Origin of the sequence: Actinokineospora inagensis DSM 44258 (assembly GCF_000482865.1) — a bacterium.
GTDB lineage: Bacteria > Actinomycetota > Actinomycetes > Mycobacteriales > Pseudonocardiaceae > Actinokineospora > Actinokineospora inagensis.
This window is the reverse complement of the sequence record NZ_AXWW01000047.1, coordinates 14,977-39,423: the sequence shown is the minus strand read 5'-3', so window position 1 is coordinate 39,423 and position 24,447 is coordinate 14,977. Positions and strand designations below refer to the sequence as shown.

General features: G+C 71.4%; 7 protein-coding genes. 3 read left to right on the top strand and 4 right to left on the bottom strand.

What is annotated here, in order from left to right:
* Window positions 1-6 precede the first annotated feature (6 nt).
* Window positions 7-489 carry a response regulator transcription factor gene (locus H504_RS0118050; protein WP_245614326.1) on the bottom strand — a complete coding sequence of 161 codons (483 nt, stop codon included), beginning with the start codon at window positions 487-489 and terminating at the stop codon, window positions 7-9.
* The gene (locus H504_RS0118045) at window positions 486-19,319 is read right to left on the bottom strand and encodes a CARDB domain-containing protein (RefSeq protein WP_026423909.1); all 18,834 of its coding nucleotides are present in this window, start codon (window positions 19,317-19,319) and stop codon (window positions 486-488) included. The genes H504_RS0118050 and H504_RS0118045 overlap by 4 nt, the downstream gene beginning before the upstream one ends.
* A 591-nt stretch (window positions 19,320-19,910) precedes the next feature.
* On the opposite strand from H504_RS0118045, the gene H504_RS0118040 reads away from it, so the two are divergent.
* A complete protein-coding gene (locus H504_RS0118040) occupies window positions 19,911-20,744 on the top strand; it encodes an NAD(P)H-binding protein (protein ID WP_026423908.1) in 834 nt (277 codons plus the stop codon).
* Between the two features lie 15 nt (window positions 20,745-20,759).
* Here H504_RS0118040 and cobS read toward each other — a convergent pair whose 3' ends face one another.
* A complete protein-coding gene (gene cobS / locus H504_RS0118035; protein ID WP_026423907.1) occupies window positions 20,760-21,512 on the bottom strand; it encodes an adenosylcobinamide-GDP ribazoletransferase in 753 nt (250 codons plus the stop codon).
* Complete coding sequence (locus H504_RS0118030; RefSeq protein WP_026423906.1) at window positions 21,512-22,054, bottom strand: bifunctional adenosylcobinamide kinase/adenosylcobinamide-phosphate guanylyltransferase; 543 nt, start codon at window positions 22,052-22,054, stop codon at window positions 21,512-21,514. The genes cobS and H504_RS0118030 overlap by 1 nt, the downstream gene beginning before the upstream one ends.
* Window positions 22,055-22,102: 48 nt before the next feature.
* Between H504_RS0118030 and cobF the strand changes: the two genes are divergently transcribed.
* Window positions 22,103-22,870 carry a precorrin-6A synthase (deacetylating) gene (gene cobF, locus H504_RS0118025; RefSeq protein ID WP_035304788.1) on the top strand — a complete coding sequence of 256 codons (768 nt, stop codon included), beginning with the start codon at window positions 22,103-22,105 and terminating at the stop codon, window positions 22,868-22,870.
* 267 nt (window positions 22,871-23,137) lie between these two features.
* Window positions 23,138-24,064 carry a M64 family metallopeptidase gene (locus H504_RS35765; RefSeq protein WP_035304787.1) on the top strand — a complete coding sequence of 309 codons (927 nt, stop codon included), beginning with the start codon at window positions 23,138-23,140 and terminating at the stop codon, window positions 24,062-24,064.
* Window positions 24,065-24,447: the final 383 nt, after the last annotated feature.

The window sequence follows — 24,447 nt, the reverse complement described above, 5'->3', positions numbered from 1 at the left end:
CCCAGGTCACCGATCCGGTGCCTCGCCGTGCGCGGCCAACAGCGCCTCGATCCGGCCGACCAGGTCGCGCGGGCTGAACGGTTTGAAGATGTAGTCGTCGGCCCCGCTGTCCCGGCCGGCCGCGATGTCCGACTCCAGGGTCCGGCCGGTCAGCAGCACCACCGGGGTGTCCCGGGTGGCCGCCACGCCGCGCAGTTCGGCGCACACCTGCAGCCCGGTCATGTCCGGCAGCGTCACGTCGAGCAGGAACAGCTGTGGGTCGACCGCCGGGGCGCCGTCGAGCACCTCCTGCCCGGTGCCGACGGCCGTCACGTCGTACCCCGCCTGGACCAGCTTGAACACCAGCAGGTCCCGCACGTCCGGATCATCTTCGGCGACGAGTATCCGCGTCACCGCGTTCCCTCCTTCCGCCCACCCGGGCACGCCGTGCGGGCCGCGCCGGGTCGGGCCGGGCGCCGACCGGGCTGTGAGCAGGACCGCCCCGCTCACGACCGACGACCTCGCCGCCGCCGCAGCGACTGGAAGACCAGCAGCACACCCGCCGCGGTGAGCAACAGACCGATGGTCACCCACCGCAGCACCGGGACACCGGTGTAGCTGAGGTTCTGCTGCTGGCTCGCGGTGGCCGACGTGGTCGTCGTGGTCGTCGTGGTCGGACTTGCTGTGGTTGTGGTGGCCGCCGAGGTCGACGTCTCGGTGCCGCCCTGGGCGGAGACCTCGGTGGTGGCGCTGGCCGTGTCATCGGCCGAGGCCGAGTCGAGCACGTCCTGGGCGGTCAACGACGCGATGTTGACCAACGAGCCCGCCTTGTCGACCCGGGCGGTCACCCGCAGCGTGGGCTGCTCGCCCGGGGCGATCGCGTCGAGCCGCCACGCGCCGGTGGCCGGGTCGTAGGTGCCGGTGCTGGTGATCGCGGTGATCAGGGTGACCCCGGCGGGCAGCTTGTCGGTGACCGACACGGCGGGCGCGGTGGACGGGCCGGTGTTGGACAGCGACACGAGCCAACTGATCTGGTCGCCGACGGTGGCCTTGGTCTTGTCCGCGGTCTTGACCACGGCCAGCGCGGTCTGCCTGCGGATCGGGTCGGTGGTCACCGCCGTGTCGTCCGCGGTGTTCGCGTCCGGCGACACCGAGGTCGCCACCACCGAGTTGGTGATGGTGTCCCCGTCGAAGCCCGGGTCGATCGCGGCGACCACCCGGACCGTCGTCGTGGTGCCCGCCGCGACCGTGCCGATCGAGCAGTGGACCACGTCGTCGGTGGCCGTGCAGGTACCGCCGGTCGCCGAGGAGTAGGTCGCGCCGGACGGCAGGGCGTCGGTGAGCTGGACGTCGGCCGCGGCACCGGTGCCGACGTTCTGCACCGTGATCAACCAGGTCGTGTCCTTGCCCGCGACGACCGGCCCGTTCTCCACCGCCTTGCCGACCACCAGATCGGCCTGGGCGTTGAGGGTGCTGGTCGTGCCGGCGAGGTTGTCACTCGGGTTCTGCTCGGCGGTGGAGGACGCCACCGACGCGGTGTTGAGGATGGTGCCCGACGTGGCGTCCGCGTTGACCACGCCGGTGACGGTCAGCGTGGTGCTGTCGCCCGCGGCGAGGTCGGCCAGCGAGCAGACCAGCGCCCGGCCGGTGAGGGTGCACCCGGTGGGCACGGTCACGTTGCCGACCGAGGCGGGCAACTGGTCGGTGACCACCACGCCGCGGGCCTGCGAGCTGCCGTTGTTGGTGATGGTCAGCAGCCAGGTGATCGGGTCGCCCGGGTGGTAGCCGGTCTGGTCGGCGGTCATCCCGATGGTCAGGTCGGTCAGCGGCGCCGCCGAGCCCGCGATGGACACCGTGTTGTCCGACGGGTCGGCGTCGGTGACGTCGGAGACGACCGTGGCGGTGTTGCTGACCTCGTTGGGCACGAAGGCCGGGTCGATGTCGACCACGATCGTGATGAACACGTCGTCGTCGGTGGTGACCGTACCGGGGGTGCAGGTGACGATCTGGCCGTTGATGGCGCAGTCGCCCAGGGTGGAGGTGGCCGACACCGGGGTCATCCCGGCCCCGATCGGGTCGGTGACCAGCACGTTGGTCGCGGTCGACGGGCCGAAGTCGACCACTTCCAGGGTGAAGGTGGCCTGCTGGCCCGGGACCACCGGCTGCGGCGACAGCGTCTTGTCGATGCCCAGGTCGACGACCTTGCGGACATCGGTGCTGGCCGTCGCGGTGTCGTTGGTGACGTCGCTGTCGTTGCTCGACGTGGTCACCGAGGCCGCGTTGTCCAGTTGGTCGCCGCCGAAGTCCGGGTCGACGTGCGCGGTGATGGTCAGCGTCCGGTCGGTGCCCTGGGTGAGGTTGCCGAGCGGGCAGCGGACGGTGCCGTTGTCGATGGCGCACGCCGGGTCGGCGGTCACCGGGGTGACGCCCTTGGGCAGCGGGTCGACCACCACGACATCACGGGCGTCGGACGGGCCGTCCACGTGCACCGCCAGGTTCCAGGTGATGTCCTGGCCCGCGGTGATCTGGCTCGGCGCGGTCTTGGTCAACGAGACGTCGGTGCTGTTGTTGACCGCCTGGCTGACGATCACCGACTCGTTGCCCGGCACCGGGTCCGGCGTCGGCGACTCGACCAGGCCGACCACGGTGGCGTCCCCGGCGACGTCGGAGCTGAACACGCCGTGCACCTCGACCGTGATCTCCGCGCCCGGCGCCATGTCGCCCAGTTCGCACTGGACGGTTGTGTCACAGGTGACGCCGTTGCGGGTGACGATGGTGATGTTCTGGAACTCACCGGGCAGGCCGAGCGCCAGGCGGGCCGTCTTCGCGGTCGACGGGCCCGCGTTGCGGGCCTTGGCGATGACGACCGCCGGGCTGCCCGCGGTGAGGCTGGCGGCCTGGAAGTTCATCACCAGCGACAGGTCGGCCTCACTGGCCACCGGCTCGGACAGGGTGACGGTGTTGTCGGCCTCGTTCGGGTCGTTGGCGTCCGAGGTGGCCGTCACGGCGCTGTTCAGCGGGGCGGTCTGCTCGGGTGCGACGGTGCCGGTGACCAGGATCTGCACCGACCCGTTGGGGGCCAGCGAGGTGATGGTGCACTTGACCGTCGTGTCGCAGTCGACCCCGGTCGGGGCGGTGACCACGTAGTCCTGCAGCCCGGCGGGCACCGGGACGCTGACCACGACGTTGTTCGCCGTCGACGGACCCGCGTTGGTGACGTTCGTGGTGATCGTCGCCGAGGAGCCCGCGACCAACCGGTCCGGCGTGATCTGGCTGGTCAGCTTCAGGTCGGCGGTGGTGGACACGGCGCTGGTGGCGGTCACCGTGTTGTCGCTGGGGTCGGCGTCCGGGGTGTCGGACGCGGCCGTGGCGGTCAGGTCGAGCGGGCCGCCCGCGTCCGGGGCGATCGTGCCCTGGATGGTCACCGTGACGGTCTTGCCCGGCGCCAGCGTGCCGATGGTGCAGGCGACGGTCGGGTCGCAGGTGACCCCGGCCGGGGCGGTGACCTGGACGTTCTGCAGGCCGGGCGGCAGCGGCACGGTCAGCGTGACCCCGGTGGCGGTCGACGGGCCGTCGTTGCGGACGGTGGCCGTGATCGTGACCGGCGAGCCCGCGGTCGGGTTGGTGGAGGTGACCGTGGCCGCGGCGACCAGGTCGGCCCTGGCGGCGATCGGGGCGTTGACCCCGGCGCTGTTGTCGGTCGGCGTCGGGTCCGTGGTGGCCGAGGTCGCCGCGGCGTTCAGCGTGAGGTTGCCGGTGGCCGCCGGGTCGACGGTGCCGCGCAGCACGATGGCCACGGCGGTGCCCGGCGCGACGTTGTCGATCACGCAGGTGCCGGTCGCGTCGCAGGTGACGCCGGTCGGGGTCTGGAAGGTGACCCCGGTCAGGCTGCTCGGCACCGGGATCGTGACGACCACGCCGGTCGCCGTGGACGGGCCGTTGTTGCGGACCGTCACGGTGGCCGCCTGCGCGGTGCCCGCGACCGGGGCGGTCGGGTCGAGCACCAGCGTGGTGGCCAGGTCGGAGCTGACGGTCAGCGGCGGGGTCGTCGTGACGGTGCGGTCACCCTGGTTCGGGCCCGGGGTCGGCGAGGACACGGTGGTCGTGAACGTCGGGGCCTGCGTGGTGGTCGGGCTGACCTTGCCGGTCACGACGATGGTGATGTCCGTGCCGGGTGCGACGTCGCCGATCGTGCACTTGACGGTGTTGTCGCAGGTCACACCCGGCGGGGCGGTGACCGTGACGCCCTCGACCCCCGGGGGCACCGGCAGCGTGAAGGTCACCCCGGTCGCGGTGGACGGGCCCGCGTTGCTGATCACCGTGGTGGCGGTGAACGGCGAACCTGCGGTCAGCGTGGCCGGGTCGAAGGTCGTCTTCAGCGACAGGTCGGCCGAGGCGGTGACGTTCGAGTTCAGCACCACCTGGTCGTCACCGTGGTCCGGGTCCGGGGTGGCGGAGCCCGCGCTCGCGGTGAGGGTGATCGCGGCCGGGTTGGCGTCCGGCGCGACCAGCGCGTCGACGGTGATGTCGAGCGAGGCGCCCGGCGCCAGGGTGTCGACGGTGCACCTGACCGTCGGGTCGCAGGTGACGCCGTTCGGCGCGGTCACCACCACGTTCTGGATGCCCGGCGGGATGGGCAGGGTGAAGGTGACCCCGGTGGCCGTGGACGGGCCGGTGTTGGTGATCTTCGCGGTGATCTTGGCCGGCGAGCCCGCGGTCAGCGGGCTCGGGGTGAGCGCCGCGGTCAGGGTCACGTTCGCCGAGGCGGACACGGTGGCCGTGGCGGTCGCGGTGTTGTCCGCGCTGCTCACGTCACCCGCGGGCGGCGTGACGTTGGCGACGAAGGACAACTGCGGGCCGGTGTAGTCGGGTGCGACCACCCCGGAGATCACGATGTCCAGCGAGGCACCCGGCGCCAGACCGTCGACCGAGCAGGACAGCGACCGGGCCACGCAGGTCACCCCGCTCGGCGCGGTGACGTTCACGCTGTCCACGCCGTCCGGGACGGCCAGGTTGACGGTGAACGCCCCGGCGGCCGACGGCCCGTTGTTCTTGATGGTCACCGTGTTGCTGATCGCCGTGCCCGCGGTGACGGTGGGCGAGTCGAGCGTGCTGGTGACCGCCAGGTCGGGGGTGACCGACGTGGTCGTGGTGGCGGTGGCCGTGTTGTTGCCCGGGGTCGGGTCCGGGCTCGGCGAGCTCAGCGCGCCGGTGAAGGTCAGGCCGGACCCGGTGTAGGTCGGCGAGACGGTGCCGGTGATCGCGATGGTGATCTCGGCGTTCGGCGCGAGGGTGCCCAGGGTGCAGGAGACCGTCGTGTCGCAGGTGACCCCGGCCGGGCCGGTGGCCTGGACCCCGGTGACGGCGGCGGGCACCGGCAGGCTGAACGTGGCACCGGTCGCGGTCGACGGGCCGTTGTTGCGCAAGGTCGCGGTGATCGTCACCGGGGTGCCCGCCGCGACCGCGGTCGGCGCGGTGAGCGAGGTGACGGCCAGGTCGGCGGCCACTGACACCGGGACGCCCAGTGTGGCGGTGTTGCCCGCCGAGGACGGGTCACCCGCGGCCGAGGACGTGGCACCGGTGAACGACAACCCGGGCCCGGTGAAGGTCGGGTCGACCGTGCCGCGCAGCGTGATCGCCACGGTGGCGCCCGCCGCGATCGAGTCGATCGTGCAGGCCACCGTGTTGTCGCAGGTGACCCCGGCGGGCGCGTCCACCGTGAAGTTGGTGAGCCCGGCGGGCACGGACAGGGTGACCTTGACGGCCGTCGCGGTCGACGGACCGGCGTTGCTGACCGCCGCGGTGACGGCGATCGGCGAGCCCGCGGTCACCGCGGTCTGGTCGGCGGTGACCGCCACCCCGAGATCGGCCGTGACCGCGACCGGGGCGGCGACGCTGGCGCTGTTGTCGGCCTGCGCCGGGTCCGGGGTGGAGCTGGTCTCGGTGGCGTTGAAGGTGATGGTCGAGCCGGTGTAGTTCGGCGAGACCGTGCCACGCACGACCACCACCACGTCCGCGCCCGAGGCGATCTGGCCGACGGCGCAACTGACGGTGTTGTCGCAGGTCACCCCGGCCGGGGTGGTGACCTGGATGTTCTGCGCGCCGACCGGGATCGGGAAGTTCAGCGCGACACCGGCGGCCACCGACGGACCGTCGTTGTGGATCGTGGTGGTCGCGGTGAACGGCGAGCCCGCGGTCAGCGTGCCCGGGTCGACCACGGTGTTGACCGACACGGCCGCGGCGCTCGCGGTCGCGGCGTCGTAGCTGGTCGAGTTGTTGCCCGGGGTGGCGTCCGGCGTCGGCGAGGACGCGGTGGCGCGGAACGGCAGCGAGTTCCCGGTGAAGTCCGGGGCGACCGTACCGCGGACGATGACCACCACGTTCGCGCCCGGCGGCACGGTCGCCGCGGTGCAGTTGACGGTCGTGTCGCAGGTGACGCCACCGGACGGCACCTCGACGGTCACGGTGCCGACACCGGCCGGAACCGGAATCGCGAAGGTGGCGTTCGTGGCGGTCGACGGGCCCGCGTTGGTCAGCGTCGCGGTCGCGGTGAACGCGGACCCGGCGGTGAGCGACGAGGGGTTGACGGTCAGCTTGGCCGCCAGGTCGGCGTTGACACCAACCGGCACCGTGGTGCTGCTGGAGTTGCCCGTCGGGTCCGGGTCCGGCGTCGGCGAGCTGACGTTCGTGTCCAGGGTCAGCGACGAGCCGGTGAAGGCGGGGTCGACCGTGCCGTGCACCGTGATCACCAGTTGGTCACCGGAGTTGATCGTGCCGATGGTGCACTTGACGGTGTTGTCGCAGGTGACGCCCGCGGGCGCGTCCACGGTCACGTCGGTCAGCCCGGCCGGGACCGGCAGGGTGAACGTCGCGCCGACCGCCTGCGACGGCCCGGCGTTGCGGATCGTCGTGGTGGCGGTGACCGGTTGCCCGGCGATGAGCCCGGTGGTCGGGTTGACCACGGTGCTCGCGCTCAGGTCGGCGGTCGCGTTGGTCTGCAGCGGGATGGTGGTCGTGTTGTCACCGGTGTTCTGGTCCGGTGTCGGCGAGGCGACGACGCCGGTGAAGACGATCTGGTTACCGGTGAACGACTGCGCGACCCTGGCCTGGACCTGCACGTCGACCTGGGTGTTCGGCGCGAGCGTGCCGACGGTGCAGGCGACGGTGTTGTCGCAGGTGACGCCGTTCGGGGCGATCACGGTGACGTTCTCGACGCCGTTCGGGATCGGCAGGTTCAGCGTGACCCCGGTGGCGGTGGACGGGCCGTTGTTGCGGGCGGTGAGGGTCACCGAGAACGGCGCGCCCGAGGCGACGCTCAGCGGGTTCGGGCTGACCACGACCTTGATGTCGGCGGCCACGGAGACGTTCGCGGTGACCGTGGTCGAGTTGTCGGTCTGGTCCGGGTCGGTCGTGCTGGACCCGGCGGAGGCGGTCAGGCTGATCGACGGGCCGGTGAAGGCCGGGTCGACGGTGCCGCGCACCTCGATCTTCACCGGGCTGCCCGGCGCGACCGCGCCCACGGTGCACTTGACCGTGTTGTCACAGGTCACGCCTGCCGGGGCGATCACCTCGATCCCCGTCACCCCCGCCGGGACGGGCAGGGTGAACGTGGTGCCCGCCGCGTAGGACGGTCCGCTGTTGTCGATCGTGGTGACGAACGAGAACGGCGAGCCCGCGGTGAGCGTGGTCGGGTCGAGCGTGGAGCTGACCTTGAGGTTGGCGGCGGTGCCGACCTGCGCGGTCGCGGTGGCGGTGTTGTCGGCGGCCGACGGGTCGGTCGCCGTGGTGGCCGCGGTCGCGGTCAGCGCGAGGTCCGGCTTCGCGTAGTCCGGCGCGATGGTGCCGTGCACGGTGATCTGCGCCGACGCACCCGGGGCGAGGTTGCCGAAGGTGCAGGACACGGTGTTGTCGCAGGTCACGCCGTTCGGGGTGTCGACCGTGACGTTGGTGAGCCCGGCGGGTACCGGCACCGACACGGTGGTCCCGGCGGCGGTCGACGGGCCCGCGTTGCGCACGACCACGGTGGCGGCCACCGGCGCCCCGGCGACCACGGCCCCCGGGGCGTAGTTCACGGTGACCCCGAGGTCGGCCGCGGTGGTGACGTTCCCGGTCGTCGAGAACGAGTTGTCCGCGGTGTTCGGGTCGGTGACCGGCGAGGACGCCGACCCGGTGAAGGTCACCGGCGCGGTCACGTTCGGCGCGACCGTGCCGTGCACGACCACGTTGACCGTGGTCCCCGGCGCGATCGAGCCGGCGGTGCACTTGACGGTGTTGTCGCAGGTCACGCCGTTGGGCGCGTCCACGGTGACGTTGGTGACGCCGTTCGGGACCGGCACCGAGAAGGTGACGGAGGTGGCGGTGGACGGCCCGTTGTTGGTCAGCGCGGTGGCGACCGTGACGGCCGTGCCCGCGGTGATCGGGTTCGGCGTGACCTGGGCGGTGAACGCCAGGTCCGCGCTGCTGCCGGTGGTGCCGGTCGCGGTCGCCGAGTTGTTGTCCGGCGTCGGGTCCGGCGTCTGCGAGGTGGCGGTGGCGGTCACGCTGACCGGCGCGGTCACGTCCGGCGCGACGGTGCCGTGCAGCACGATCCTGGTCGAGGCGCCGGGTGCCAGCGTGCCGACGGTGCAGAACACGCCGCTGTCGCAGGTGACGCCGGCTGGCGCGGACACGGTCACGTTGGTGATGCCCGCGGGCACCGGGATGTTCAGCGTGGCGCCGACCGCGGTGGACGGGCCGTGGTTGACCACGTCGGCGGTGATGTCGACCGCCTTGCCCGCGACCGGGTTGGTCGGGTTCAGCGTGATCGCGGCGCCCAGGTCGGCGGCAGCGGCGACCGGCTTGGTCACCGTGGCCGAGTCGTCGGCCGGGTTGCCGTCCGGGGTGTCCGAGGTGGACGAGCCGGTGAAGGTGATCGAGTTAGCGGCGTAGGCCGGGTCGACCGTGCCGGTCACCGTGATCACGACGTCGGCGTTCGGGTCGATCGCCCCGATGGTGCACCGGACGGTGTTGTCGCAGGTCACGCCGTTCGGCGCGGTCACCGTGACGGTGGTCAGGCCCGCCGGGACCGGGATGGTGACCACGGCGTTGGCCGCCGTGGACGGCCCGCCGTTGTGCACCGTGGCGGTGGCGGTGACCGGGGTGCCCGGGGTGACGGTGGCCGGGTCGACGACCAAGTTCATCGCCAGGCCCGCGTTGGCGCCGACCGGGGTGGTGGCCGTGGTCGAGTTGTTGGCCGGGGTCGGGTCCGGGCTGCCGGTGTTCGCGGTGCCGGTGAGCGCGATGGCCGGACCGGTGTAGGTGGGCGCGACCCGACCGCGCACGGTGATCACCGTGTCGGTGTCCGGGCCGATCGTGCCGACGGTGCAGGACACACTGTTGTCGCAGGTCACGCCGTTGGGCGCGACGACGGTGATGCCGACGAGGCCCGCGGGCACCGGCAGGGTGAAGGTGACACCGGTGGCGGTGGACGGACCCGCGTTGTGCACGGTCGCGGTGACCGTCAGCGGCGACCCGGCGACCAGCGGGTTCGGGTCGACGGCGAGGGCGACGCTGACGTCACCGGCGACCCCGACGCCGGCGGTGACGGTGCTGGAGTTGTCCGCCGGTGTCGGGTCGGTCACCGGCGAGGTGACGTTCGAGGTGACGGTGAGGCTGCTGTCGGTGACGTCCGGCTTGACCCGGCCGCCGACGACGATCACCAGGTCCTGCCCCGGGGCCAGCGTGGCCGCGGTGCACTTGACGGTGTTGTCGCAGGTCACGCCGCTCGGGGCGGACACGACGACGTCGGTGAGCCCGGTGGGCACCGGCAGGCCGAACACCACGCTGGTCGCGGTGGACGGGCCGTCGTTGTGGATCCGCGAGGACAGCGTGACCGGCGAGCCCGCGGTGAGCGGGGTCGGGTCGGCCGTGGTGACCACGGACAGGTTGGCCGACGAGTTGGCGGCCGCGGTGATGGTGGCCGTGTTGTTGGCGGTGTTGTCGTCCGGGGTGGACGAGTTCACCGACGCGGTCAGCGACAGGTCGCCGTCGGTGTAGTCGGACGCGAGGGTGCCGCGCACCGTGATGGTCGACTCGGCGGCGGGCACCATCGTGCCGATCGAGCAGTTGACCGACGGGTCGCAGGAGACGCCGTTCGGGGCGGTCACCTGGACGTCGCGCAACGCGGGCGGGATCGGCAGGTGGAAGACCACGTCGTTGGCGGTGGACGGCCCGTTGGCCTTGACCGTGGCGGTGATCGTCACCGGCGAGCCCGCGACCAGGGTCGTCGGGTTGACCGACGCGGTGACCCCGAGGTCGGCCTGGATCTCGGCGTCGGCCGTGGTGGTGATCGTGTTGTCGTCGGGGTTGCCGTCGCCCGCGTCGGAGGATGCCGACGCGGTGACGGTCAGCGACTTGTCGGTGTAGGTGGGCGACACGGTGCCGTGCAGCACGATCTTGATGTCGCCGACCGGCAGGTCGCCGACCGTGCAGGCAACGGTGTTGTCGCAGGTGACCCCGGCGGGCGCGTCGACGGTGACGTTCTGCACGCCGTTCGGGACGGGCAGGGTGAACGTGGTGCCCGGGGCGTGCGACGGGCCGCTGTTGGTGACCGTGGCGGTGATCGTCACCGGACCACCGGCGACGATCGGCTGCGGGGTGACGTCGACCGCGACCTTCAGGTCGGCCTCGGGGCTGACCGGGGTGCTGGCGGTGGCGGTGTTGTCACCCGGCTCCGGGTCGGTCTCGTTCGCGGCCACCGAGGTGGTCGCGTCGAGCACCTGGTCGGCGAAGGACGACGGCACGTCGGCGCTCAGGGTGAACTCCGCGCTGCCCTTCTTGCCCGGCGTGAGCGCCGGGACGGTGCAGGTCAGCGTGGCCGCGGTGCAGGTGGACCCGGCGGGCCCGGTCAGCGTCACGTTGGTGGTGCCGGTCGGCGCGACTGCGGTGACGGTGACGTTGTGCGCGGTGGACGGACCCGCGTTGATCGCGGTGACCGTCCAACTCGCCCGGGTGCCCGGGGTGATCGTCGGCGAGTTCGCCTCGACCTGGATGAACGTGTCGGCGGACGGGCTCACCGTGCTGGTGGCCGTCGCGGACCGGCCGTCCGGCTGGGCGTTGGTCGGCTCGGCCACGGTCGAATCGAGGCCGGCGTCGGTGGTCAGCGTGGGTGTGGTCGTGTCGGGGTCGATGATCCCGTCGACCCCGATGGTGACCGTGCCGGTGGCGCCGACGGTGCCCAGGTCGCAGCGCAACTGCTGGCCGGTGACGGTGCAGGTGCCCTGCGAGGTGACCACGGAGATGTCACCGACGGCGGTGGGCAGGTCCTGCACGAGGGTGACCGGCGCGTCGGACGGGCCGTGGTTGACCACGGTCAGGTCCCAGTGCGCCGGGCTGCCCGGGGTCACGGTGCCCGGCCCGGCCAGGGCGAGCGCCAGGTCGGCCTGCGGGACCACGGTGGTCTCGGCGTTGGCGGAGTTGTTGCCCGGGTTCGGGTCGTTGGTCGACGCCTGCACCGACAGCGTGTTGACCAGGTTGCCGCCGCTGTACGACGGCGACAGCAGCACCGGGATCTGCACCGTCGACACGGCGCCCGGGACGATCGGGCCGAGGTCGCAGACGATGCTGCGGACGATCACCGAGCAGGTGCCCTGGCTGGACGTGATCGGGCCTGCCACGTCGGTGCCGTCGGGCAGCGGCGAGAAGGTGACCACGGCGTCGACGGTGGACGGGCCCTGGCTGGTGATGGTCGCGGTGTAGAGCAGGGTGGTGCCCGGGACGGCGGGCTGCGGGTCCACCGAGAAGGTGGCGCCCAGGTCGGCCGACGAGGTGACGTCGACCCGGGTGGCGACCGAGTTGTTCCGGCCGTCGGGGTCGGCCACGGTCGAGCCCGTGTTGATCCGCGACTCCAGCGTGCCGGTGGTGGTCGGGTCGACGGTGCCGGTCAGGTGGACAACGACCGTGCCGTTGGGCGCGATGTCACCCAGGTTGCAGGTGGTCAGGTTCAGACAGTTCGGGTTGTCGCTGGTCACGTTGGTCAGCGCGGCGGGCAGCGTGCCGGTCAGGTTCGACCCGGTCGCCGTCGACGGGCCGTTGTTGGTGACCGTGACGGTGTAGGTCAGCGGCAGGCCCGCGGTGACGGTGCCCGGCGCGGTGACCGTGACGCCCAGGTCGGCCGAGCCGGTGGAGGACGCGGTGACCGAGCCGGAGTTGTCGCTGTTGTCGACCTCGGGGGTGGCGCTGGCAACGGTCGCGGTGTTGGTCACGCTGGTCCCGGCGCCGTCGGCGAGCACACCGCGCAGGCTGATGGTGACCGGCGGCGAGCCCGCGGCGACCGTGCCCAGGGCGCACCTGAGGTCCTGGCCGGTGATGGCGCAGGTGCCCTGCGGTGTGTCGGCGACGAGACCGCTGACGGCGGTCGGCACCGAGTCGGTCACGATGACCGACTGGGCGTCCGACGGACCGGCGTTGCTGACCTCGATGGCGAACGCGATCGGGGCGCCCGCCACCGGCACGCCGCTGGTGACGGCCTTGGCCACGTGCAGGTTGGCGGTCGGCTTGACCGGGGTGCTCGCGGTCGACGCGTTGTTGGCCTGGTTCGGGTCGGTCACCGTCGAACTGGCCGAGCCGCCCACCACGACGGCGGGCGCGATCACGTTCGCGGCGAGCGTGCCGGAGATGTTGACCATCACCGTGATCCCGGGCGCGATGTCGCCGACCGGGCAGGTGATCGTCGTGCCGCTGACCGAGCAGGTGCCCGCGGCGGTCGTCGCGGTGACGCCGCTGAGGCCGTCCGGCAGGGTCGCGGTGAGGGTGGTGCCGACGGCGGTCGACGGGCCGAGGTTGCGGCTGCCCAGCACCCAACTGACCTGGGTGCCCGGCACCGCGCTGTCCGGCGCGGTGACCTGGCTGACCAGGTCGGCCGACTGGCTGGTGGTGGACACGGTGTTGGCCGAGTTGTTGGCCAGGTTGGGGTCGTTGGTCTGGGCGACCACGTCGGCGCCCACGGTGAGCGGGCCGTTGTAGGCCGCGTCGATGGTGCCGGTGAGGGTGACCTCGGTGGTCTGCCCGGCGCCGACGAGGCCGAGCGGGCAGGTGGCGGTCGCGCCGGAGACGGTGCAGACGCCGCCCGGCCAACTGGCCGCCGCGTTGTACAGGTAGGCCGGGACGCTGATGGTCAGCGAGGTGCCCGCCGCGTCGGACGGACCGGCGTCGCTGACCCGGACCGCCCAACTGGCGGGCTGGCCCGCGACCGCGTTGGTCGGCTGCACGACGCTGACCGAGAGGTCGGCCTGCGGGTTCGGCGAGGTCGCGGTGGTCGCGGTGTTGTCGCTGACGTTCGGATCCGCGGTGCCGCTGGTGACGGTGGCGGTGTTGCGCAGGGTGTTGCCGCTGAAGTTCGCGGCGAGGGCGCCGCGGATGGTGGCGGTCGCGGTGCCGCCGGTGGCGATGTCGCCCAGCGTGCAGGTCACCCGCTGGCCGGAGATCGTGCAGCCCGGCTGCGGCTGCGGAGTGATCCCGGCGGGCAGGTCGTCGGTGACCACGACGCCGCGCGAGGTGGACGGGCCGTTGTTGGTGACGGTCGCGGTCCAGGTGACCGGCTGGCCCGGCACCACCGGGTCCGGCTGGGCGGTCATCGCCAGCCCGAGGTCGGCGCTGCTGGAGGTGTCCGACACGGCGGACGAGACGTTGTCGCTGGTGTCCGGGTCGGTGGACGTCGTCGTCACGGTGACGGTGTTGGTGACCCCGGTCCCGGTGTAGTCGGGGGCCAGCGCGCCGATCAGGGTGACGGTGGCGGTGGCGCCGGAGGCCAGGGTGCCGACGGTGCAGACAGCGGCGCCGCTGCCGTTGATGGTGCAGGTGCCCACGGTGGACGACACGCTGCTGTAGGTGACACCGGCCGGGGCCGGGTCACTGGTGGCGATGCCGTAGGCCGAGGACGGACCGGCGTTGCGGATCACCGCCTGCCAGGTCATCTTGCCGCCCGCGACCGGGGGGCCCGAGGTGAGCGTCTGCGTCACGGACACGTTGGCGACGGCGCCGACGGTCGCGGTGGCGGTCGCCGAGCTGTCGCCCGGGTTCGGGTCCGGCACCGAGGAGGTGGCGGTGGCGGTGTTGCCCAGGCTGGTGCCCACCGGGGTGTTGCTGGCCACGTTGAGCGTGATGTCGGTGGTCACCGTCTGCCCGACCGCCAGCGACGGCCAGGTGCAGCGGACCGCGCCGGAGCTGAAGACGCAGGTGCCGCCCGAGGACGGGCTCGCGCTCACGTAGGTGGTGCCGCTGGGCACCGGGTCGGCGACGACGACCTGAGGCGCGACCGACGGCCCGTCGTTGGTGGTGGTGACCCGGTAGGTGACCGGGGTGCCCGCGACGACCGGGCCGGAGGTGATCGCGATCGCGGTGCGCAGGTTCGCGTTCGCGCTCACCGACTGGGTGGCCGTGCTGGAGTTGTTGGCCGTGCTCGGGTCGGTGGTCGGCGAGCTGACCGTGGCGGTGTTGGCCAGGGTGGGCGCGCTGTAGTTCGGCGCGACGACCAGCGTGACCTTCACGGTCTTGATCGCGCCCTGGGTCAGGTCGCCGACGGCGCACTGGATCGCGGTGCCGACCAACGAGCAGCCCGGGTCGGCCGAGACGAAGCCGGTGCCGCTGGGCAGCGGGTCGGCGATGACGACCGACCGGGCCACCGACGGCCCGTTGTTGGCGACGGTGATCGTGTAGACGTCGTTGCTGCCCGCCTCGGCGTTGCCCGCGGCGGTGGTGGTGATGGCCAGGTCGGCCTCGGTGCTGACGGTCGAGGCCAGCGACACGGCCCGGTTGTCCGGGGTCGGGTCGGTGGTCGGCGAGCCGATGGCCGCGGTGTCGGTGAGCACCGTGCCCGCGGCCGTGTCGGCGGGCACCAGCGCGCTGACCACGACACTGGCCGAGGCGCCGGGGGCGAGGTTGCCGAACGAGCAGTTGAAGCCCATGCCGTCCGGGTTCGCGGTGCAGGTGCCGGTTTGCGTGGCCAGGCTGCCGGACAGGATGGTCAGCCCGGTGGGCAGCGTGTCGGACAGCACGACGTTGGTCGCGGTCGACGGTCCCGCGTTCGACGCGGTCAGCGTGTAGGTCTGCGCGGTGCCCGCGCGGACCGGGTTGGCCGACGTGGTGCCGGTCAGCACCAGGTCGGCGCTCTGCACGACCTGGGCGTCGAGCGTGTCGAGCTGGTTCTCGCCGCCGGGGCTCGGGGTGAGCGTGTCGATCTGGGCGTGCGTGGTCACCGTGCCGGTGGCGGTCGAGGACACGTCGGCCACGATGGTCAGGTTGTCGGCCGTGCCCGCGGGCAGCCGGTCCAGCACACAGGTCACGGCCTGGCCCTGGATGGTGCACGGGCCGAGGGAGCTGACCGCGGACACCAGGTGCAGGCTGGTCGGCGCCGTGTAGGTCAGGGTGACCGTGGTGGCGTCGGACGGGCCGTCGTTGGTGCCGATCACCGTGTAGGTGGCGCGGGAACCCGCGACCAGGGTCGACGGGTCGACGGTCTGGTCGATGGACAACTGCGCGTAGGCGGTGACGGCGGTGGCCGCGGCCACGGTGTTGTTGGCAGGCACCGGGTCGGCGGTGGTCGAGCTGATGGTGGCGGCGAACGTGCGCGGGCCCGGCGGGCTCGACGCGGCGACCCGGCCGGTCACGGTGCCGGTGAGGGTCTGCCCGGCGGTCATGGTGCCGATCGGGCAGGTGACCCGGCCGCCGTTGACGGTGCAGGCGACGCCGCCGAGGGAGACGGCCAGGTCGAGCACGCCCGCGGGCAGGTCGGCGACCAGAACGGTGCCCTGTGCGTCGGACGGGCCGGAGTTGGCCACGCTGAAGGTGCGGCTGAACGGGTCGCCCGCCCGGAAGGTCCCCGGGGTCTGCACGTTGGCGATGCGGACGTCGGCGGCGGTGCGCACCGCGACCGGCGTGGTCGTGGTGTTGTTCGAGGTGGTCGGGTCGGTCGTGGTGGACGCGACCGTGGCCACCGAGTTGGTGGTGGCGGGTGCCTGCCCGGACGGGACGGTCACGTCGACGGTGACGGTGGCCGCCGCACCCGTTGCCAGGGTGCCGAAGTTGCAGTTCACCTGGCCGTTGACGACCTGGCAGGTGCCGCTGGTCGGGGTGATGGCGCTGATCACGAACCCGGTCGGGATCGTCTGGGTGGAGGTGACCCCGGTGGCCACCGAGGGACCGTTGTTGAGGACGGTCATCGTGTACCGGGTGCCGGTACCCGCGACGACCTGGGCGGCGGTGGCGACCTGGGTGACCGAAAGGTCGGACTGGGCGGTCACGGTCGACACGTAGGTCGCGGAGTTGTTCGCCGGGTTCGGGTCGGTGCTGGCCGAGGTGACGGTGCCGGTGTTGCTGAAGCCCGCCAGGGGCACGATGCCCGGGGTGTCGGCGGTGATCGTCACGGTGGCGGTGGCGCCGGGCGCCATGGTGCCCAGCGCACAGGTGATGGTCTGGACCACCACGGTGCAGGTGCCCTGGGTGGATTGCTGGCCGGTGGTGGTGAGCCCGGCGGGCAGCGTGTCGGTGACGACGACCGAGTCCGCCGTGGACGGCCCGTTGTTGGCCACCGCCAGCGTGTAGGACAGCGGGGCGCCCGCGATGACCGGGGACGGGATGGCGGACTTGCTGATCGACAGGTCGCTGATCCGGGTGACCGTGGTGGTGACGCTGGACGAGTCGTTGGTGGTGACCTTCTGGGTGGTGCTGGTGGTCGCGGAGGCGGTGTTGGTCAGGGGCCCCGCGGCGCGGTTGACCGCGATGCCCACCCGCAGCGACACGGTGACCGTGGTGCCCGCCGGGATGGTGCCCAGGGTGCAGGACACGGACGCGCCCACGGTGCAGGTGCCCATCTGCGGGTTCGCGCTGACGACGGTGACCCCGGGCGGGACCGGGTCGGTGACCACCACGTTGGCCGCGTCCGAGGGGCCCTTGTTGGCGACGGCGATGGTGTAAGTGGTCCGGGTGCCCGCGGGCACGGGGTTGTCGGCGACGGTCTTGGTGACCGCGATGTCGGCCAGCGGCGCGGTGTTCGCGGTCGCGGTGGACGAGTTGTTGCTGTTGTTGCTGTCCGGCGTGCTCGACGATGCCGACGTGGTGACCGCGACCGTGTTGCCGGTGTAACCGGAGTTGACGCCGAGCACGACGGTGACGGTGGAGGACGCGCCCGACGCGAGGGAACCCACGACGCAGGTGACCGTGCCCGCGGCGACGGTGCAGCCGTCGGACGCCCACGCGACGTAGGTGTTGTCCGGCAGCGGGATGCTCAGCACGACACCGGTGGCGTCGGACGGGCCGTTGTTGGTGACCGTGCTGGTGAGCGTGGCCTGTTCGGTGCCCGGCACCACCGGGCCGGTGAGCGAGCTGGTGACCGCAAGGTCGGCGGACTGGGTGACGGTGATCGGGGCGGTGGCGGTGTTGTTGACCGACACGTCGTCGGCGGTGCTCGCGGACGCCGTCACGGAGTTGATCACGACACCGCCCGCGGTGTCGGAGTTGACCTTGGCCACGACCGGGATGGACACGGTCGCGCCGTTGGCCACCGTGCCCAGCGCACAGGTGAGTATCTGTCCCAAGGGGACACACGTCACCCCGGCCGGTGGGGTGGCGGAGACGTAGGTGGTGCCGGTGGGCAGGGTGTCGACCAGGGTCGCGCCGGTGGCCGCGTTCGGGCCGTTGTTCGTCGCGGCGATGGTGTAGGTGACGTTCTGGCCCGCGTTCTGCGTCGAACCGGCGACCGTCTTCGAGGCGGCGAGGTCGGCGAGCGCGCTCACCGGGGTGCTGACGTCGTTGCCCGAGAACGAGTACGTGCGGCCGAGCGTGCGGGCCTTGTAGTCGAGGATCGGGGTGTTGACGATCGAACTGCCCGCCGCGGCGCGGTTCACCGTGGCCCGGAAGCGGGTGACGACCGAGCCGCCGGGCGCGATCGTGCCGCCCGTGGACGCGGTGGCCCCGGACCCCACCCGGAAACGGACAGTTCTGTCCGCTGATGTGTAGTCGGCGGTGTCGTCACCGGTCGCGTCGGTCCTGGTTCCGGTGGTGCCGCCGGTGTCGGTGAGCACCGACAGGCTGCCCGGCAGGTAGGTCAACCCGGTGGCCAGGACATCGCGCACCACCGCCGTGTCGGCGTAGTCGGCGCCGGTGTTGGCGAAGGTGATCTTGTATTCGAGCGTGTCGCCGGGCTGGGCCGGGTTGTTGCCGTTGAGGTTGGTGACCGTCTTGCTCACCGCGTTGAACGACGGTGTGAACAGGTCGATCTGGCTGGTGACGATGCCCGGGTAGTACGAGTCGCCGCTGGAGGTCAGGTTGATGGTGGCCGAGGTGCTGCCGTTGGCGAGCACGTTGGTGGTGGCGATGCGGCCGATGTCGACGCCGAAGTTGTTCAGGTTGGCCGGGTTCCGGCCGAGCTGGTCGACACCGCCGTCGCTGATGCGCGAGTCGAAGAAGTTGTTCGCGGGTCGCGTCGCGTCGGACAGCGTGGTGCCCGCGAGCTTCAACGCGTCGCCGGTGGTGCCGTAGTCGCCCTCCCAGGCCACGACGCCGACCGAGGCGTTGACGTTGCCGGTGGTGGGGGTGAGGAAGCCGGACACCGGGATGTCGACGCTGCTGTTGCCGGTGGCCGAGGTGATGTCGGCGAAGCCCTCGAACACGCGCAGGTTGCGCAGCGGCAGGGCCGGGTTGCGGTAGGCCACGACCAAGGACCAGCCCGCGTAGCGGTCCTGCCCGGTGGCCGCGCCGATGTCGGCGACGCTGTAGACGCCCGCGCCACCGGCCTGCACCGCGCTGGTCACATCGATGGACGCCTGGTACGGACCGCCGTCGGTGGCGACCAGCGCGGTGGGCTGGATCAGCGAGGTCGCGGTCAGCGTGGAATAACCGCTCGCGGCGGGCGGCTTGAACTTGACGGTGTTGACGGCCTTGGTGGGAGCCACGCCGTTGGTGCCCGCGACGCTGCGCCCACCCCAGATCAGACGCGCGTTGAGGACGGTGGACCCGACCGGCATGTTCAGCGTGGCGGTGGACGAGTTCGAAGTGGACGAATCGCTGTCCACGTCGACGAACGCCATGTTGAACACGTTGTTGTTGTTGGACGTACCGGTCGCGGTGCCCAGCCGCGCGGACGTGCAACCCGACGACAGCGTGGGGCAGTCCATGTTGCTGGCACCGGTGAGCGTGATCGCGCCGTTGTCCTCTGTGGAGAACACGGCGTCGAACGACCTCTGCACCGAGGCCCGCGCGACAGACGGCGCGACGAGCGGCATCAGGGTGGCCAGCAGCACAGCGGTCAGGCTGAGCACACCCGAGCGGGTGTGTCGCTGGACCCCGGATCGAAACACCGCGCCCATACCAAATCCTTTGGCGTCGCAGAGGCAAACTGAGATCACCTTAGACAGAGTTAAGAAAAACGGCAGGGGTCATCCCCGGAAGGGTGGGGATAACTGCTTTTGGTCACTCACGGCCGCGTCGACCCGCCGACTGTCCACTTTCGAGCAAGAAGGCCCTGATCGACAACCGTGAGCCGCCACCGATCGTGATTTGGCTGACTGCCGGTGACCGCATATCCGGCGGGCGCCCGACCCGTGATCGTCCGTCGCGGCCGGGTTCACTCGATATGACGGAACCGAGGGGAACGACCACCACACGTATGAACCGATTTGTGCGCCCCGCATCACCGACGGCGCGCATTCCCCGGGATTTCCCGCCGAAAACCACCCTGTCGGGTTAGGCGGGTGTGATGACAACGCGGGCCGCCGTCCGATGCGTGGCCGAATAGTCCTCAGTGGACAGATGAGCCCGGCCGGTCCGCTGGGACGGACGGTCGACCCGGCGTCCCAGCGAACGGGCAACTCGGTGTGCGAGTGCAAATTACCCTGTGCGCGCCGACCCGGAGCCTGACTAGCGTCGACCGGGTTGTGATCTTGCAGGGAGGACGAGACATGCGAGTACTGGTTATCGGTGCCACCGGGACCGTCGGGCGCGGCGTGGTCGACGGCCTGGTCGCCGCCGGGGAGGACGTGCGCGCCATGACCCGGCGCCCGGGGGAGGTGGCGTTCCCGGCCGGGGTCGAGGTGGTCGCGGGCGACCTCACCGACCCCGACTCGGTCACCGCCGCCGTCGAGGGCGTCGACCGGCTCTACCTGCTGGCCACTGGCGAGACGGCCGCCGTGCTGGGCAAAGCCAGGGCGGCCGGTGCGACCCGCGCCGTGCTGCTTTCATCAGCCGCGGTTGGCCACGGCGGTGAGTTCGAGGGCGGCTCGCACGCCGCCGCCGAGGCCGCGGTCGAGGGGTCCGGCCTGGAGTGGACGCATCTGCGGCCGGGCATGTTCGCGTCGAACCTGCTGGGCTGGGCACCGCTCATCCGCGCCGAGGGTGTCGTCCGCGAGCCCGTCGCCGCCGCGGCGCAGGCGCCCATCCACGAGCTCGACATCGCCGAGGTGGCGGTGGCCGCGCTGCGCACCGACCGGCACGTGGGGCAGGTGCTGACGCTGTCCGGACCGGAGACGCTGACCAAGGTCCAACAAGCGGAGACGATCGGCGCCGCGATCGGCCGGGAGATCCGGTTCGAGGAGCTGTCGCCGGAGGAGTGGAAGTCGGTGTGGGTGGCGCAGATGCCGTCGTACCTGGCCGGGGTCGCCGATTGGCTGCTGGGGATCTGGGCGAGGTCGGCGGCCACGCCCGACACGCCGAGCACCACGGTGGCGGAGGTGTTGGGCAAGCCCGCGCGCACGCTGGCGCAATGGGCGGCTGACCACGCCGAGGACTTCAGGTAGGCCTGTCGAGTTCGGCTAGCCGATGGTGCAGACGAGGAGCACGGCCGTGGTGGCCAGTTCCGCGTTCGCGCCGAAAACGTCACCGGTGACGCCACCAAAGCGGCGGTGGAGGTGGTGGGTCAGCGCGACCACCACCGCCGCCGCGACGACGACGCCCGCAGGTCCCAGCAACGGCCACCCGGGCACGACGAACACACCGGCCACGCACAGGGCGAACGCCCAGACAACCGGTACGGCTACCGGCTGCGTACCAGCGACCAGTGCCCCGAAACCATCCGGCCGGGCGGGCGGGATGCCGTGCCTGCAGCACCAAGAGAACGCCGCCCGTCCCACGGTGAGCGCGAGCACCACGGCGAACAGCCGGTTGGACCCGCTCAAGGCCGCGAAGGACACCGCCTGGAGACCGAGCACGATGACCAGGGCGATGGCCGCGAACGCGCCGATGCCCCCCTCCTTCATCACCGCGAGCGCACGCTCAGGCGGCCCGTAGCAACCGAGGCCGTCTGCCGTGTCGGCGAGTCCGTCGAGGTGCATACCCCGGGTAAGCAACGCGCCCAAGCCCACGGCGAGGAACCCGGCAAGAAGAGACGGTAGGCCTACCTCGCGCAGGCAGAACAAGAACAACGCCGTGACGCAGCCGAGGAGCAGCCCGACTACAGGAGCCAGTGTGATGGCCCACCTGCGCGTGTCACCGTCAGTGTTGTCGGCGCGCACTGGCAACACGGTGAGCCAGTGGAAGGACAGCTTTAAACCGTCGCCTGCGGACATCAGCGCAACCTCAGTGGGATACCGGCGACGAGCAGCAGCACCTCGTCGCAGTGTTCGGCAAGAGCGGCGTTGAGCGCACCCAGTTCGTCGCGGAAAAGACGGCCCGCGCTCGTGGCGGGAATGACCCCGAGACCGACCTCGGCGGACACCAGGACCAGCCGAGCAGGGCAGGCCGCGACGGCGTCGACCAGGTCGGCCTTGGCGCGGGTGGGCGGCGTGGCCCGGTCCCAGCCCGTGTCGTCGAGGGCTCCGGTGAGCCAGGTGGCGATGTCGTCGACCAGGGCAGGCGGGGCATCGGGGCGGGCGGCGCGCAGGTGGGCGGGCAGGTCACCGGCGGCGGGGACCTCGACGGTGCGCCAGTGGTCCGGCCTGCGGGCGACGTGGGTGGCGATGCGGGCCGACCACTCGACATCGGCCGGGTCGCGGCGGGCGGTGGCCAGGTAGTCGACGGGGCCGTCGGCGTCGAGCAGGCCCTCGGCGTGCGCGGACTTGCCGGAACGCGCCCCGCCGAGCACGAGGGTCCGCCGGTGCCCGCTGTCCATGGCGCCATCCTGTCACCCGCGCCCCGACCTGCAGGTTAGGGTCTGGGCATGGGCGCGACGCGGGTGGAGATCATCGGGATCGGGGCCGGGGATCCCGGGCACGTGACGGTGGCGGCGGTGGCCGCGCTGAACCGGGCCGACGTGTTCTTCTTCCTGGACAAACCGGACGCGGCGCGGGAGTTGTCGGACCTGCGGCAGGCGATCCTCGACGCGCACGTGCCCGGGGGCGGCTACCGGCTGGCCCGCGCCCAGGACCCGGAGCGGGTGCGGACCGAATCCGGCTACGGCGAGGCGGTCGCGGACTGGCGCAAGCGGCGGGCCGACGTGTGCGAGCAACTGATGGTCGAGCACTTGGCCCCTGGGGAGACCGGGGCGTTCCTGGTGTGGGGGGACCCGTCGCTCTACGACAGCATCATCTCGGTGGTCGACGACATCCGCGCGCGGGGGCGGCTGGACTTCGACGTGGTCGTGCACGCGGGGATCAGCAGTGTGTCGGCTTTGGCCGCGCGGTGCGGGACGACGCTGAACCAGGTAGGCGGTGCGGTGCAGGTGACTACCGGGCGGCGGTTGGAACAGGCCTGGCCGGATGGTGTGGACGACGTCGTGGTGATGCTCGACTCCCGTGACGCCTACCTGCACTTCGCGGAAGATCCTGACGTGCACGTCCACTGGGGCGCTTACGTCGGCACAGCCGACGAGATCATCGTGTCCGGTCCGCTGACGGAGGTGGCCGAGCAGATAAGGGAAACGCGCGAGAAGGCCCGACAGGACAAGGGCTGGATCATGGACACCTATCTGCTACGCCGTAGGCGCTAGCGCACGAGTTGGCGTACTGCTTCGCGTAGGACCGGGGAAGCGGCGACGGAACGACTACCGCGATAAGGTCGCGGATCGAGTCGGCGCTGCCTGAGGTGTAGCGGACGCGTGGAGTGAATCCGCTTGTTCGCAGGCCGCGTGGAAGTAGTCAGGCCACCCCGCCCCATCCGGCGGTGTCATCACCCACGTGCGGTCCGCCAACTACGGTGGGGCTACCTCGTGCGTCGCCAAGGAGTCGGTGGCGGACAACTCGTCCCCGGGGGCGCTATGCATATCAAGTCTCTATTAGCGGTGACAGCGGTGGTTGCGGCGGCTGTGCAGCCGGTTGGCGTGGCGGCGGCACAGCCGACAGTGGTGCGGGAGGTGTTCTCGCCGGACGGCACGATCAGCCGGGTTCGTATGCCTGCACGGCCTGTTGCGGTGGCGTTGGCACCGGTGTCGGCGTCGGTGGTCACGATCCAGCAAACCGGGCCGTCGAGCTCGAAGTTCGACTTGGTGTTCGTGGGTGACGGGTACACGTCGAGCCAGATGGCGGTGTACCACCGGCACGTGCTGGACAAGTGGGCCGAGTTGACGCAGGTCGAGCCGTACAAGTCGATGAAGAACTCGTTCAACGTGTGGCAGGTGAACGTGGTGTCAGCGCAGTCTGGTGTGGACAACGATCCGAGCCAGGGGATGTCGCGGAACACCGCGCTGGACATGTATTTCTGGTGCGATGGGTTGGAGCGGTTGCTGTGTGTGGATGAAGCGAAGGCACAGCGGTATGCGGCGTTGGCGCCGGGGGTGGATCAGGTGTTGGCGGTGGGGAACAGCACGAAGTACGGGGGTGCTGGGGGGACGGTGGCCACGGCCTCGGGCGGGAACGCGCAGGCGGGGCAGATTGTGGCGCACGAGTTGGGGCATTCCATTGGGGGGTTGGCTGACGAGTACGATGTGCCGAATGACCTGTACACGGGGGGCGAGCCTGTGGAGCCGAATGTTTCGACGTTGCCGGGGCGGGTGAAGTGGTATTCGCATCTTGGGGAGGCGACGCCGGATGGGGGGGTTATTGGGGTTTATGAGGGGGCTTATTATTGTCGGCGGGGGGTTTATCGGGCGTCGGAGAATTCGTTGATGCGGACGTTGGGGCGGGGGTTTGATGTGGGGGGGTTGGAGGTGATGGAGGCGGCGATTGCGCGGAGGGCTGGGGGGTAGGGGACGCGGGTGGGCTGCGGTTTGTCCGGGCTGACTGGGTGTGGGTGGCGAGGCTGTCGGGTTGGCGGGATTGTCAGTGGGTCGGTCTAGGCTGTGTATTCAGGGGCTTTGGATCGGGTTGATCATGGATCGCTTGGGCTGTCGGTGGTCGTCGCTAGGCTGTGTATTCGGGGGCTTTTCGGCTGGTTGATCATGGCGTGAGGGGGCACTGGGCCTCGGCTGCGCCTCGGGGGTCGGCCTGGTCGCCTTCGGCGACGCCGGCCTTTGGCGCCAGATTAAAGCGGGGGTGCCCGTTGTGGTGAAGTTGTTTTGTTTGGGGCCCCTAGCGGCAGCCTGGGTAAGGCTAAAAGGCGGGGCCACTGGAAAGCGTGGCCTTACCCGCC